At 62.9% G+C, this 14,065-nt stretch carries 10 protein-coding genes and 1 pseudogene; 8 read left to right on the forward strand and 3 right to left on the reverse strand.

Features of this window, described 5'->3' with window-relative positions; genetic code table 11:
- Window positions 1–134 precede the first annotated feature (134 nt).
- From G6N18_RS20400 to G6N18_RS20425, 6 genes and pseudogenes are all read left to right on the forward strand, one after another.
- Window positions 135–1,034, forward strand: a pseudogene (locus G6N18_RS20400) (Mu transposase domain-containing protein); the annotation flags it as partial.
- Window positions 1,034–1,789, forward strand: a complete 756-nt coding sequence (gene istB / locus G6N18_RS20405) for an IS21-like element helper ATPase IstB (protein ID WP_163689955.1) — start codon at window positions 1,034–1,036, stop codon at window positions 1,787–1,789. The pseudogene G6N18_RS20400 and the gene istB, both read left to right, overlap by 1 nt.
- Window positions 1,790–2,066: 277 nt before the next feature.
- Entirely contained in the window at window positions 2,067–2,483 is a 417-nt protein-coding gene (locus G6N18_RS20410; RefSeq protein ID WP_083007423.1) for a helix-turn-helix domain-containing protein, read from the forward strand.
- Window positions 2,480–2,806: a hypothetical protein gene (locus G6N18_RS20415; RefSeq protein WP_083007421.1), complete on the forward strand. Its 327-nt coding sequence runs from the start codon at window positions 2,480–2,482 to the stop codon at window positions 2,804–2,806. The genes G6N18_RS20410 and G6N18_RS20415 overlap by 4 nt, the downstream gene beginning before the upstream one ends.
- The gene (locus G6N18_RS24750; protein WP_163689957.1) at window positions 2,803–4,518 is read left to right on the forward strand and encodes a recombinase family protein; all 1,716 of its coding nucleotides are present in this window, start codon (window positions 2,803–2,805) and stop codon (window positions 4,516–4,518) included. The genes G6N18_RS20415 and G6N18_RS24750 overlap by 4 nt, the downstream gene beginning before the upstream one ends.
- 262 nt (window positions 4,519–4,780) lie before the next feature.
- On the forward strand, window positions 4,781–6,238 hold the full coding sequence (locus tag G6N18_RS20425) for an MFS transporter (protein WP_109749462.1): 1,458 nt from the start codon (window positions 4,781–4,783) through the stop codon (window positions 6,236–6,238).
- A gap of 52 nt (window positions 6,239–6,290) precedes the next feature.
- Here G6N18_RS20425 and G6N18_RS20430 read toward each other — a convergent pair whose 3' ends face one another.
- From G6N18_RS20430 to G6N18_RS20440, 3 genes are all read right to left on the reverse strand, one after another.
- Complete coding sequence (locus G6N18_RS20430) at window positions 6,291–7,553, reverse strand: glycosyltransferase (RefSeq protein WP_083002539.1); 1,263 nt, start codon at window positions 7,551–7,553, stop codon at window positions 6,291–6,293.
- A gap of 169 nt (window positions 7,554–7,722) precedes the next feature.
- Entirely contained in the window at window positions 7,723–9,045 is a 1,323-nt protein-coding gene (locus G6N18_RS20435; protein ID WP_083002542.1) for a hypothetical protein, read from the reverse strand.
- Between the two features lie 274 nt (window positions 9,046–9,319).
- Window positions 9,320–10,588: a glycosyltransferase gene (locus G6N18_RS20440; RefSeq protein WP_083002221.1), complete on the reverse strand. Its 1,269-nt coding sequence runs from the start codon at window positions 10,586–10,588 to the stop codon at window positions 9,320–9,322.
- Window positions 10,589–10,859: 271 nt separating this feature from the next.
- On the opposite strand from G6N18_RS20440, the gene G6N18_RS20445 reads away from it, so the two are divergent.
- Complete coding sequence (locus tag G6N18_RS20445; protein WP_083002224.1) at window positions 10,860–12,101, forward strand: glycosyltransferase; 1,242 nt, start codon at window positions 10,860–10,862, stop codon at window positions 12,099–12,101.
- A 162-nt stretch (window positions 12,102–12,263) separates the two neighbouring features.
- Window positions 12,264–13,070: a TylF/MycF/NovP-related O-methyltransferase gene (locus G6N18_RS20450; protein ID WP_083002226.1), complete on the forward strand. Its 807-nt coding sequence runs from the start codon at window positions 12,264–12,266 to the stop codon at window positions 13,068–13,070.
- The last annotated feature ends 995 nt before the right edge of the window (window positions 13,071–14,065 follow it).

The raw sequence follows: 14,065 nt of genomic DNA on the forward strand, positions 1-14,065 counted from the left end.
CCGGAAGCCCCGAAGCCACGCCGGGGTGGTCCCATAACTGGCAAAGCAGCCAGCCCGGTGGTCCCATCAGTGGCAAGCAGGCGGTCCCATACTCATGGCAAAACCGGCGCCGAGCTGGTCCCTTCTAGCTGGCAGCCGACAAGATCGCCCAGTGCGATCTGTGGTTCCCGCCGGTAGAGATCGCGGTCGGCTTTGGCCAGACCCGCACCGCCACCCGGTTGCCGGTACTGACGATGATCAGTGCCTACTCGCGATGGCTGATGGCCATCTTGCTCCCCACCCGGCGTGCTGAGGATCTGTTCGCTGGGTGGTGGGAGCTGATCAGCCGGCTCGGCGCGGTGCCGCGAGCCTTGGTGTGGGACGGTGAGGGTGCGATCGGGCGTTGGCGCGCGGGGCGCGTTGAGCTGACCAAGGAATGTCAGGCCTTTCGCGGGGTGCTGGCCACCAAGGTCATCGTCTGCAAGCCCGCCGACCCGGAAGCCAAAGGGCTTATCGAACGAGCCCATGACTACCTGGAGCGTTCGTTTCTACCTGGCCGCACCTTCGCCTCGCCAGCCGATTTCAACACCCAGATGACCGATTGGCTGGCCGTGGTCAACACCCGCACCCGCCGAGCGCTTGGCTGCGCCCCGACCGACCGGATCGAGGCGGATCGGGCGGCGATGCTGGGATTACCGCCGGTGGCACCGGCCACCGGCTGGTGTTCGTCGTTGCGGCTGCCACGTGATCACTACATCCGCCTTGACGGCAACGACTACTCGGTGCACCCTGCCGCGGTCGGGCGCCGGGTGTTGGTGCGCGCCGACCTGCAACGGGTGCAGGTGGTCTGCGACGGCCAATCGGTGGCCGAGCATGCGCGGATCTGGGCGACCCAGCAGACGATCTCTGATCCGGTGCATGTGGAGGCGGCCAAGGTGTTGCGGCGTAGAAGAATCCAGACCCCGACACCGCCATTGGAATCCGAGGTGCCGGTGCGCGAGCTGTCTTCCTATGACACCGCGTTCGGGGTCGATCTCGATGGTGGGGCAGCCTGATGGGGACTACCAAAACCACCACTGCGGCCGGCCGGGACGTCGCCGGCGAGCTGGCCTATCTGACTCGCGCACTTAAAGCCCCGACCCTGCGCGACTCGATTGCCCGGCTAGCCGAGCGGGCCCGGGCGGAGAACTGGACCCATGAGGAATACCTGGCGGCCTGTCTGCAACGCGAGGTTTCGGCCCGCGAATCCCATGGCGGTGAAGGACGCATCCGCGCCGCCCGATTCCCGGCCCGAAAGTCATTGGAGGAATTCGACTTCGACCATGCCCGCGGACTCAAACGCGACGCCATCGCTCACCTGGGCACCCTGGACTTCGTCGCCGCCCGCGACAATGTCGTCTTCCTCGGCCCACCCGGCACCGGCAAAACCCACCTGGCGATCGGACTGGCGATGCGGGCCTGCCAAGCCGGCCACCGGGTCCTGTTCGCCACCGCCGCCGAATGGGTAGCGCGACTGGCCGAAGCCCACCACGCCGGGCGCATCCACGCCGAACTGACCCGACTCGGGCGCTACCCGCTGCTCGTCATCGACGAAGTCGGCTACATCCCGTTCGAACCCGAGGCCGCCAACCTGTTCTTCCAACTGGTCTCGGCCCGCTACGAACGGGCCAGCCTGATCGTCACTTCCAACAAGGCCTTCGGCCGCTGGGGCGAAGTGTTCGGTGACGACGTCGTGGCCGCCGCCATGATCGACCGCCTCGTGCACCACGCCGAAGTCATCACCACCGACGGAACGCAAAGCTGCAGTTGACCGTCGTTCTGGCTCCGGCGGAGGCTGTCCCCGGGTTGTATGTGCATCCTGATCACCGCCGTCGACGGCGGCGGCCGGTTGTTCGGAGTGAGTTGGATGTCTAGTGATGATGACCGCATATCTAGTGTTATATGCCGCATGAGTCGCTGTATTTGGGATATTGATCGCTATCTCGCTGTATCTACAGTCGTCGATCGCCGACACGCGGCAGTAAATAATAGACGCCACGGATGGAGGGGCTTAGGCTCGGGCGTGGGAGGTGAGGCCGGTGAGCGACATGACACGGCTTCGGGCGCTGACCGAGGCGGGGTTGTTGCATCCGAATCCGGATGGGGTGTTGGCGCCGTTGTTCACCGGCGAGTCAGGTTTCTTTCTGGCCTCCGACAAGGTGCAGGTGAAGTACGAGATGTTGCGGGCGCGTCTGGTGGACGGCCTGCCGGTATCGGAAGTTGCTGCAGCACACGGCTATTCGCGCGCAGCGTTCTATCTGGTGGCGGCGGCGTTCGACCAGTCGGGGATGGCCGGACTGGTGGACGAGCGGCGGGGCCGTCGCGGACCGATCAAGCTGCGCCCGGAGATCGTGGAGTTCATCCGCGCCGACGCCGGGTCGGGGGCCCAGATCGCCGAACAGGTGGCCGACCGGTTCGGGGTGCGGTTGCACCGGCGCACCATCGAGCGGGTGCGCGGCCGGTGAGCGCCCGGTCGTTCTGGCCGCCGGTCGAAGCGGCGCAGGTCGACTACGAAACACTGCGCGCGCACGTGCTCGAGCACTCCCGGCTACCGGCAGGTCTGGCTGCGGCCCGGTTCGCCCGCCGCGGCCTGACGGGGTTGATCGCGTGGCCCAGCGCCGAGCCGGTGTTCGTCGCCGAACTCCTCGCCGCTGCCCGTCCGGCATGGACACCGCACGAGGATCCGCGCGTGTCGGCACTGGCCGCGGGCTATCAGTTCCTGCTCGACGCCGCCGCACGCGTGGATTCGGTTGCTGCACTGGCACTACCGGGGACAGGCCTGCGGTGAGGGCGGCGCTGTATGCGCGGGTGTCCACCGAGCGCCAAGCCGATCGCGGCACCATCGGCTCACAGCTGGCGCTGCTGCGCGATCACATCACCGCCGCCGGTGACGAGCTGGTTGGCGAGTACGTCGACGACGGGCATTCCGGCGCCCGACTGGACCGCCCCGGCCTGGACGCGTTACGTGATGCCGCCGAGGCCGGGCTCGTGGAACGGGTGTGGTGCCTGTCGCCGGACCGGCTCGCCCGCGCCTACGCATACCAGGTGCTGGTGCTCGACGAGCTGGACCGCTTCGGGGTCACCGTGGCATTCACCGACTCGCCTGGGCTGGCCGCCGACGACCCGCAAGCCACCCTGCTCACCCAGGTCCAAGGCGTGATCGCCGAATACGAGAAAGCCAAGATCGCCGAACGATACCGGCGCGGCAAACTGTTCCGAGCCCGCGCCGGCGAGATCGTCACCTGGAAAGCCTCCTACGGCTACCGCCGCATTCCCCGCAGCCCCGCCACCGGCCAGGCCCACCACGAGGTCTACGAGCCCGAGGCCGCGGTGGTGCGGCGGATCTTCACCGACCGCGCCGCCGGCATCACCGTGCGCGAAATCTGTCGCCGGCTCAACGCCGACGGGGTGCCCTCGCCGACCGGCAAACCCACCTGGGGCCATTCCACGCTCAGCCGGCTGCTGCGCAACGAGGCCTACATCGGCCGGGTGTACTACAACCGCACCGAATCGGTGCCCGACCGGCGCCCCACCCGCCGCAACCGACAGGTCCCGCGCGACCGCGACGAATGGATCCCCATCGAATGCCCCCGGATCATCTCCGACGAGCTGTTCCAGGCCGCAAGCCGAGTCGCCACCGACAACAGCAAGTGGAGCCCGCGCCGCGCCGAACCCGGCCAGTGGCTGCTCAAAGGCCTTGTCAAATGCGGTGTTTGCGGTGTCGGCACCAACTGCCACAAGATGCGCGGCCGCAACGGGACCTGGCACCGCTACTACTACTGCCGCAACCACGACCCGCTGCGCGCCGGCGGCGAACAACACCGCTGCCCCGAACGCAACATCCGCGCCGACGCGCTCGACACATTCGTGTTCGACCACATTCGCGCCGCGATCACCCACCCCGACCAACTACTGGCCGGCGAACAAGCGGTCACCCTGCACACGCCCATCCCCGACGACGAACTCCTCAGCGCCGAACTGGCCCGGCTGGACCGAAAGATCGACGCCGCCGACGCCGAACGGCGCCGCCTGATCGACCTCTACCAGGGTGGGTTTATCGAACTTCCCGAAATGCAGCGCCGCGCCACCGAAGTCGCCGCACGCCGAAAAGAGCTGCAGCACAAGCGAACCAGCCTCGCTCACGAACGAACTGCGCTCGCCCGCGACAACCAGCTCCGCCGCCGCGTCCACGATTTCGCCGCCCGCATCCACGCCGTCATCGACACTCTCGACGACATCCAGAAACAACAGCTGTTGCGCCTACTCGTCGAAGACGTACGGGTCACCGGCTGGCACGTCCAGATCCGGCTCCGCATCGCGCTGGACCCGCCACCACCCGACCCGCCACAGCCGACCAGCCCAACAGGCAAACCGTTGCCAGTCCCGCACCCAGTGTCAACCCAAGACCGTTTGCGTTCCGTTAGTGACCCTGAAAGGAGACAGCTACCGACTCAAAGACCGAGACCTTGGCCGCACACCTGCCGCGACCACCACCACTGAGGAATAATCACCAACCACCACCGGCAGGGGGTCAATTTTCACCTGCCGCCAGGGGGTCAATTTTCAGCCGCCGTCGACACAAGGCTCGCCGCACAATCTTAGGCCCGGGAACTACCCACAATGATTGCTGTAGCGTAGTTCGCTATGACGGTCGGCGATGAGGCAGCGCGACGTGGTGGACGGTAGGGCACTAGAAAGCCGCGACCCCATGCCTTCCGAACCGGCGACGCAAAGCGATACGAGCGGGTTTCTCCAGACCTCGATGTCGCGTGGCCGCTTCATTGCAGCAGTCGCTGTCATCAGCGGCATGGGGTTGGTGGCCGCGATGGATGGCACCATCGCAATCTTTGCGCTTCCGAGGATGCAGAACGAGCTCGGCCTCTCCGATGCCGCGCGAGGCTGGGTGATCATGGCCTACGTGTTGACCTTCGGAGGTCTGATGCTGCTTGGCGGCCGTCTCGGCGACACCTTCGGACGTAAGCGCACGTTCATGGTCGCGGCCGCGCTGTTCACGATCGCCTCGGCGGTCTGCGGAATCGCGTGGGATGCGGCCAGCCTCCTCTCGGGCCGGCTGCTACAGGGCGTCGCGGCAGGAATTCTTTCACCGACCTGTCTGGCACTGGTAGCGACAACGTTCCCGAAAGGTCCCGGACGCAACACCGCGACTGCGATTTTGGGTGCGATGGGGGGGATCAGCGGCATACTCGCCTTGACAGTGGGCGGGGCACTCACCGATGTGTCATGGCGGATCGTCTTCATAGTCAACGTACCGCTTGGGTTGGTGGTGATCTGGCTGGCACATATCTCTCTGCGGGAGACGCGGACGACGCGAATGAAGCTGGATGCCGTGGGCGCTGTGTTGGCCATATTGATTTGCGCCGCGGCGGTCTTCAGTCTATCGATAGGCCCGCAGGCGGGCTGGCTGTCGGTAACGACTATCGGTTCAGGCGCGCTGGCGCTCGGCGCCCTGGTCGCGTTCGTCGCCGTTGAACGGCGAGCAGAAAGCCCAATAGTGCCGTTCGACCTATTCGTGGACCGGAATCGATTGGCTACCTTTGTGACCATTTTCTTGGCCGGCGGGGTGCTGTTCAGCCTGACGGTCCTCGTTGCCCTATATGTTCAGCAAGTTTTGAAGTACAGCACTCTGCACGCCGGCCTTGGATTCATCCCGTTCGCCATTGCTGTTGGCATTGGGATGGGCGCCTCCTCGCGGCTGGTGATGCGGTTTCCGCCACGGGTGGTGGTAATCGTTGGTGGTGTTCTGGTGGCCGGTTCAGTCGTGGTAAGCAGCGTGACACTTCACGCGGGCGCCCCATACTTCCCGAATCTGGTGGTGCCACTCATCGTCGGCGCCATTGGTATCGGCCTGGCGAACCTTCCGCTCATGCTCTCCGCCATCGCGAGTGTCGGGGAGGACCGCATCGGACCCACATCCGCAATCGCGCTGATGCTGTCCACCCTCGGGGGACCGGTCGTGCTGGCCGCAATCCAGGCCGTAATCAGCTCGCGCAATCAATCCTTGGGCGGAATCAATGGACCTGTGACGTCCATGAGCGACGCTCAGTTGCATGCACTGGACCAAAGCATCACCTACGGCTTGCTGTGGTTGGCAGGTTTCTGCGTACTCGTTGCCGGAATTGCGTTGTTTATCGGCTACTCGTCGCAGCAGGTGGCGCACGCACAGGAGGTCAAGAAAGCCATCGATGCTGGGGATATATAGGTCCCAGGAACAGCCTTTCTTGAGTGCACTGACTAGGTGTTTCTGACTCTTTCTACGAATGAAGACGTTCCAACAGATCCGCGGCGTTGACAACGCTGTCGCCGCTCTTGGTCGTGCGGGCGGCTGTCTTGCGGGCCCGAGCCGCATATTCGGGAGTAAGGATGGTGCGCAGATCCTCCGTCAGGGAATCTCGGTTGGTACGCGAGAAGCGTCGGGCTGCGCCTACCTTCATACGTCTCACTTGAGCACCCCATCGCGCCTGCTCAGGCAACATCGACAGAATTAACTGAGGGACTCCGGCGCGCAGGGCCGCAGCTGTGGTGCCGGAGCCACCATGATGTACAACTGAGCGGCAGGCAGGAAGAATTGCCGCATGGTTCACGGCGGGCACAACTTTCACACGCTCGGGTTCTTCGTTATGGCAGACGCTGTTCAATCCAGAGCAAAACAACGCCCGTTCGCCTAGCTGCCCGGAGACCGCAGTGATCATGGCGAGGGTGTCGGCAGGACAATCGACCAACATGCTGCCGAATCCGAAATAGATCGGTGGTGTGCCCGCGGCGATCCACGAGGCGACCTCCGCATCCGCATCTGTCGGTAGCTCCAGCGTTAGTGTGCCGACAAACGGGCGCTTGCCAGTCAAGTTGCGCCATTCGGCTGTCAGCCCCGGGAAGCAAACATGCTCGTAAGCCTGGATTTCGAGGGGTGCGTGCTCGCTGAGGGTACCTCCTCGAGGCGAGGGGGGAGCGGCACTCAGCATGCCTAGTTCAAGGCGTTGCGTTTCCTCTAATTCCTTGGTTCCGAGCTTATCCAGCCAGCAGTACACCCTCATCGCGGGGCGGCACACCTGCGGCGGCAAGGAGGGGAACACCGAACCATTGGGGCGGACCGGAAACATGTGAATCGTGGCAAGCGGGATGCTGTAATACGCTGCGACATGTGCAGCGAGCCGCTCGAATATCAGGCCGGTGACGAGCACGTCGGCCCTCCGAGCCAGTGACGTCAGGGTCTTGCTCATCTGCGTCCAGCTTCGGGTGATGAGCGCACGATGTTCGCTGCCCGATCGGACCACATCGCGGACCGACCACAAGCTGCCAGGAAGATCCTCCCAGAATTTGCGCAGGAAATCCGATTCCAGCATCATCCGTGTATCCAGTCCGTATGCGACCGCCGCAAGGCCTGCGGACTCGACGAATCCGATCAGATCAGGCGCTACCGCCAGGCAGGCATCGTGCCCTCTACGCACCAGTTCGCGGCCGACGGCAACGAAGGGTTCGACGTCACCACGTGTTCCGTAAGTCGCCAACACAAACATCGTCACGTGTCCCCCCTACACGTTCACGAAACAGCTCAGCCGAATTGTGGCCGAAAGTGGTCCCATTTGGTGCGGATTCTGAACAATGCCTTGAATCGGCATCGACGGAACCGCAAGCACCACGAGAACTGGAGCATGGAAATCGATCGCGACCGGAGGAAGAGTCTAGTTACTCGATCCTGCCCGTAAGGCCGAATTCAGCCAGTGTTTCCGCAGCCAACTTACGCAGAGCGGGCTTTGTATTCTCGGCGCCCGGTTGGTATGCGTCGACACTGATGATGAAGCTGCCAGGGATGCGCAAGGATTGCAAAATCAGTTGGCCGCCGGTTCGCTCGAGCCGTTGTCGCGTTTCGTTTTGTGCAGTCACTCGTGCGGTGGCGTACTCGGCGTCAGTACCGTCGAGTCGGTTCACCACCGAACCGACGTCGCCGAGATTAGAACAGAACACCGGGTGATCTGGATCAGCCACCGTCGCATCGTCCATTCGTCTCAACGCCCGCTTCGGCGTGAACGAGAGAAGCCAAGCGAGCTGCAATGACTCGTCGTGTGTCTCCCGCACGTCTTTCAGCGCCTGTCTGATCGCTGCGCGGATGTCACCCAGACCCGTAGTTACCCCGGTCGGGTCGATGCTGACGCGTGCGATCAACATCGCATTCGCCCGTGTATCGCCTTCGGCGCGGTCGCTCACGGGGAGTTGCAACGTGACTGCTCCGTCAACGGCACGTCGGCGCCCTAGGTGTTCACCGAGTTTGGCAGCGAATCCGGCGGTCAGTGTGTTACTCGTTCCGCCCAGTGCCTTCGCACGGGCATCCCAGTCTTCTAGATCAACGCGAATCGTGATGCCCGGCACGACGATAACGTCGTCGTCGACGGCTTTAGGGAGGGTTGCTGCCGGGGGCGGTAGTGATGGTGATTGCGCAAAATCGCGCCGGCGCTGACGAGCAAGTCTTGCCGCCAACCCAACTGCCCGGGCAACCTCAGGTGCTTCCCGCAGTGTTAGTCGGGTGTCCTGCGACACAGCGCGTAGTCGACCACGTGAATTCGGCGGTGGGTAGGAAAGATCACGCGTGTTGCCTAAGAGCGCATCAACTAGCACCACGATAAGCCCGAGACCGTCGATCAGGTAGTGGGAAACCACCAGGCTGACCGCGGTGGAGCCATCTTCCATGGGAAGGACTCCGAGATGCCAACCCGGCCCGCTTTCTGGATCGATCGTTTTTTGTGAGCGTTCATCAATCCAGTCGCCGAGGTCATCGCGTGGACGGGGGCACTCTTCGACATCGAAGCCCCAAGGCCCATGATCTAAGACCCACCGATGCCAGCCGAATGGAAGCGGCGAACTCTCGATGCGCCGTCCCAATAGGCCGTGACCCAGATTTCGGTGAAAACTCCTCACGCGGTCAAAGTCGATGGCGTGTTCGTAAACCCACACGCCCTGGATGACTAGGTTGCGCCCGATCGCGTGATGCTGCGTGAACAAACCGTGGTCCATCAACGAGAGCCGATTGTCCCACCGCACAGAACTTGTCGGTTCGGGGCTATCAATCGATGTCCTTGCTGGAGGTATGCGGGTCCGCATTATCAGCCTTCAACGACGCGGATCGAATGGCTCGCTTGAGATTGGTACGCCTCATGGAGGAGGACGACACAGAACGGGACGACGCGGGCTTTGATGAATCCGTACCAATTCATGATGTGAGAGTACCGAGCAGGCCAGCTGGGTGTGTGGCGGAGTCTGGTGTCGACATTGCGGCGGCCCACGTCAATCAGCATTTAGAGCGCAGGCGTGCGAAGTTCTCGACGAGATCGGCAGCGGCCGTGACGCTTTCGGCGGGGCTTGTCATCCGGGTGGCGATCTCGCGAGCGCGCGAATCGTACTGTGGAGTGAGGATGGTGCGAAGATCCGCCAGTAGTGAGTCCGAGGTGGTGGTCGAAAAGCGCCGCTTTGAACCGACTTTCAGACGCTTGACCCGACTTCCCCAGAGCGTCTGATCCAGGTCTGTCGAGAGGATCAATTGCGGGATCCCGGCACGCAGAGCCGCTGCCGTCGTTCCCGAGCCACCGTGGTGGACGACCGCGCGGCACGCGGGGAAGGCGGCCGCGAAGTTCGTCGCGCTGACCACCTTGACGTCGTCCGGATGCGCGACTTGGGACGCATCCACGCCAGCGGCGCAAATCAGCGCCCGCTCGCCTAATTTCGCGCAGGCCGCGGTGATCATGGCGAGGGTGTCGGCAGCAGATTCCACCGGCACGCTGCCGAACCCGAAGAAGATCGGCGGCGTGCCCGCAGCAATCCAAGACGCAACCTCACGATCGGTATCCGTTGGCAGACTCATCGTCAGTGCTCCGACGAAGGGCCGTTGGCCGTCGAGTTTCGCCCACTCATCTGCCAATCCAGGAAAGCAAGCTTTCTCATAGGCCTGGATTTCCAGCGATCCACGTTCGGTGATCTGTCGCGCGGAGGGCAGTGTTGCGTCGGGCAGCCCCAGTTCACGGCGCTGCGCGTTCACCACCTCTTTTGCACCGCGCCAGATCAGCCATTCGTGCGCCAGCATGGTCGAGCGGCGTAATGGCGCCGGCAGGAACGAAAGAAGTTCGCCGTTGGGTCGTATCGGGAAGTAATGCAGCGTGGCCAACGGAATGTCGAAATACTCGGCAACGTTGGCCGCGACCTCCTCGAAGACTAGGCCGGTGAAAAGCAGGTCGGCGCCCTTCGCAAGCGACGTCAGCGTCCTGCTCAGTTCTTGCCAAGCCTCGGCTTTGGGTTCCCATGCTTCGCGCGACAACCTGCTCACTTCGCGAATGCGCCAGGGCTTCCGAAAAAACGTCCTGTAGAAGGTCCAGTGCGCCTCGAGCATCTTGTGCGAATCCGGACCGAAGGCCGTCGCACTGAGTCCTGTCGACTCGACGAAGGCGATCAGATTGGGTGCGACGGCCATGTGCACATCGTGCCCGCGGTGCAGCAGTTCGCGGGCAACCGCGGCGCAGGGCTCGACATCACCGCGCGTCCCGTAGCACGCCACCACAATTTTCATCGCGAGTCCTAACCGTTCAGTTATGTTGCGGAGCCTCTCATTGTTGTTGCTGAGGCGCAAAGCATCCGAGGGCTGGTGCCGAGCCAACGTGATGTCCTTCCGCCGACCTAGCGACTACAGGGACACAGCGAACATCGCGCCTACCGTGAACGCCGAACTCGGGAGCGCAGCGAATAGACAGGCTAAAAATCACAACGGGTCACCTTGTGCAGCGATCCCAGATGTACTCTCTGCCCACGGAACTGAAAAGGGGGCATGGTTGGCTAAATCCATGAGTTTCGTGCTGGCAAGCTATGGAAGTCGCGGAGATGTCGAGCCCTGTGTGGCTGTCGGCCGTGAGTTGCTGCGCCGTGGGCACCAGGTGCGTTTGGCGGTAGCGCCTGACATGGTGGCGTTTGTTGAGTCCGCTGGGCTCGAGGCGGTCGGTTACGGGCCGAACGCGCGTGCATGGCAGGACGTCCATCGTGAGTTCCAGGCGCGGATGTCCCGTCCGTGGAAGGTCGGGGATCTGCGGCGATTGTGGCGGGAGAATCGGTCGCTATTGGGTCGGTACCTGGAAGAGTCGAGCGCCACGTTGAGGGGGTTGGCCAGGGATGCCGACCTGCTGCTTACCGGCCCTCTCGGGGAGGATGTCGCCGCCAACGTCGCGGTGTTTTACGGCATTCCGTTGGCGGTGATGCATTTCGTTCCGATGCGAGCCAACGGGCAAGTGTTGCAGCGTTCGGTGACGAGATTTGGCGAGTGGGCCCAATGGCGGGTGCTGTACAAAAAGGCTGAGGACAAGCAACGCAGCGAACTCGGTCTACCCAAGGCAACGGCGCCTGCACCGCGCAGGATCGCCGGGTCGCTGGAGATACAGGCTTACGACGAAGTGTGGTTTCCCGGCTTGGCCGCTGAGTGGGGTACACGGCGACCGTTTGTCGGCACACTGACGATGCAGTTGCCGACCGACGCCGACGAGGAGATTGCGTCCTGGATCGCCGCAGGAACCCCGCCGATATACTTCGGCTTCGGCAGCATCCCTGTCGAGCTGGTCGAGTCAGCTGACGATGTTCTCGCCATGATCACCGATGCGTGCGCGGAGTTGGGTGAGCGGGCGCTGATCTGCTCCGGGTGGAGCGATTTCGGTGAAATGCAGTCCGACAGCGTCAAGGTTGTTCCCGCTATGAACCATGCGGCGGTTTTTCCGGCCTGCCGTGCGGTCGTTCACCACGGCGGCTCGGGCACCACGGCCGCGGGCTTGCGTGCCGGTGTCCCCACGCTGATTCTTTCCACCTGGCCTGAGCAGGCGCGCTGGGGGGCTCAAGTGAAACGCTTGAAAGTCGGTGCAGCGCGGCCCTTCGCAGGCATCAGCCGCGATTCTCTGGTTGAGGATCTGCGCACAATCCTCGCCCCGGAATACCTCACGCGGGCCCGCGAGATCGCCGCTCAGATGACGAAAGCTGCCGAAAGCGTTGCCAACGCTGCCGATCTTCTGGAGCACGCAGCGCTGTCAGAGGCGACGAACGTTTGAGGACTGAAGCGGCTGAGACCGCGGGCGCTCGGAACGTCGATGGTGCGGGGCAGTGTAGCGGTGAACACGTTTGAGGTGTGATAGGTAGGGGGTTACGACGCGCTCAGCGTCTTGCGCAATGATTGCGTCTCGCAGCTTTTGCGTCACAGGGAAGGGGACTCGATGAGCAAGCCCAAGATGCCTGCCGTCGCGGACTACGTCACGTCACGGATCGTGCGGCGAATTCGTAGCTTGGACTCGCGCCACCAGTTCGTTGATCTGGACGAATCCGCGCAAGACATCATTCGCACCGTCGACCCGTACACGTTGACCTCGGGTGACCGCGTTGCCGCCTTGTGCACGAGTGTCGATTACATCGTCGACCACGGCATCCCGGGAGCCTTCGTCGAGTGCGGAGTCTGGCGCGGCGGAAGCCTGATGGCGATACTGTTGCGCCTGTGTCAACGTGGCGTCACCGACCGCGATGTTTTCGGGTATGACGTGTGGCAGGGCATGGGACCGTCCGGGTTCCCGTACCAACCCACCGACGACGACGTGCTCTTCAACGGCGCAACGGTCAAGAGTTCCATGAACCCGGGTCGTATTGGCAAGGCGCTCTACGAACAGATAGTGCCGAGAGTGACCCACTTCAAACCCTCGCGCGATGACGTCTTCGCCCTGCTGACCTCCACCGGATATCCGCCGGAGCGGATCCACCTCGTAGCCGGCCCTGTGGAGGACACCATTCCTGCGAACGCACCCGAGACGATCGCTCTGTTGCGCCTCGACACCGACTTGTATGAGTCCACGCGCCACGAGCTTGAGCATCTTTACCCCCGAGTCCCCGTCGGCGGAGTGTTGGTCATCGATGATTACGGGTACTGGAAGGGCGCCCGCAAAGCCGTCGACGATTATTTCGACGGACACCGCATTTTGCTGCACCGCGACGGTCCTTCAGTTCGATTCGCGATCAAACAGCAGGAGCGCTGAACTACGGCTCGGCGGCCTGTTCATTGCCAACTTGGCTGGTATTCCGATAGGACATCCAATACCAATGGTGTCGCCACGAACGGCGCTGGCTTCGACTAGGAATTGTGCGCCGTTTCTCGGTTGCAATGTGCACTTTCATGCGGACCAGCAAAACTGCCGCCACAGCCGAGGCCACTCACGCCTCGCGCTACAACGGGGTGCTCTCATCGTGAAGAGTGGGCACTTCATGTTCTGGGGCTCGCCCAATCCCATCGTCAAGGTGCGCGTAGGACGGCTATCGGCTAACTGCACTATTTGAAATCTCACCGTTAATATGTAGGGCATTTCCGCCCGAGCGGAATCAGATCCCTATTCTCGTCTGGCCCCCTTAGGTCACTGCAGAAGTCGCCTCAGCTGTCCAGACAAGTTTCGCCGGCATCGCGCAAGCGGTCGGGTGAGAAGTGACGTTCGGCTGGGGCGTGGACGCCGCCGAGTTCACTGAGGTTCGCGAAATCCAGACTTGCCAAGCCGCGAGACGCTAGCCGAGCCGACCCATCACCGCAGGCGATAGCACTTCGCCGGCTGGACAGTCCGGATGCTAGGCTGTGAAGCAGATTACACCTAAAGGCTTTGCTGAAACCCCGAACGCACCCACTTCGGCTTCAGTATGGTTTGGTGCAGTCCCACCCACTCAAGTAAATTCTGGAGAGCTGTGAGCATCGATCTGTTCGACTGCGCGAACGGCCGTTTTTCGTTTCGGCCGACGTTGGGCGACACGCCCTGTGGCTCATCTTCGACCATGTCGCAACAGGCTCGCGAGCGGTTTGCGGCAAAGCCGAGCGCCCTGCGGTTTGGGCTGCATCCAACAGGACTGGGTACACATGGCTCAAAGGGTGTGCGCGAGAAGCTCGCTGGTGGCCCTGCTGTGACGAGCAAAGTGCCTGACTTGGGTTATTGAGGGGAAGTGAATGGAACTCGATGACCAGGTTTTTCCGGTTACGCGGAGACAGTTCGAG

This window comes from Mycolicibacterium celeriflavum (assembly GCF_010731795.1).
GTDB lineage: Bacteria > Actinomycetota > Actinomycetes > Mycobacteriales > Mycobacteriaceae > Mycobacterium > Mycobacterium celeriflavum.

Coding starts and splice junctions, on each gene's coding strand:
- G6N18_RS20435 (WP_083002542.1), bottom strand. CDS start 9,045: ATGGACCACGGTTTGTTCACGCAGCATCACGCGATCGGGCGCAACCTA.
- G6N18_RS20425 (WP_109749462.1), top strand. CDS start 4,781: ATGTCGCGTGGCCGCTTCATTGCAGCAGTCGCTGTCATCAGCGGCATG.
- G6N18_RS20445 (WP_083002224.1), top strand. CDS start 10,860: ATGAGTTTCGTGCTGGCAAGCTATGGAAGTCGCGGAGATGTCGAGCCC.
- G6N18_RS20410 (WP_083007423.1), top strand. CDS start 2,067: ATGACACGGCTTCGGGCGCTGACCGAGGCGGGGTTGTTGCATCCGAAT.
- istB (WP_163689955.1), top strand. CDS start 1,034: ATGGGGACTACCAAAACCACCACTGCGGCCGGCCGGGACGTCGCCGGC.
- G6N18_RS20450 (WP_083002226.1), top strand. CDS start 12,264: ATGAGCAAGCCCAAGATGCCTGCCGTCGCGGACTACGTCACGTCACGG.
- G6N18_RS20430 (WP_083002539.1), bottom strand. CDS start 7,553: ATGTTTGTGTTGGCGACTTACGGAACACGTGGTGACGTCGAACCCTTC.
- G6N18_RS20440 (WP_083002221.1), bottom strand. CDS start 10,588: ATGAAAATTGTGGTGGCGTGCTACGGGACGCGCGGTGATGTCGAGCCC.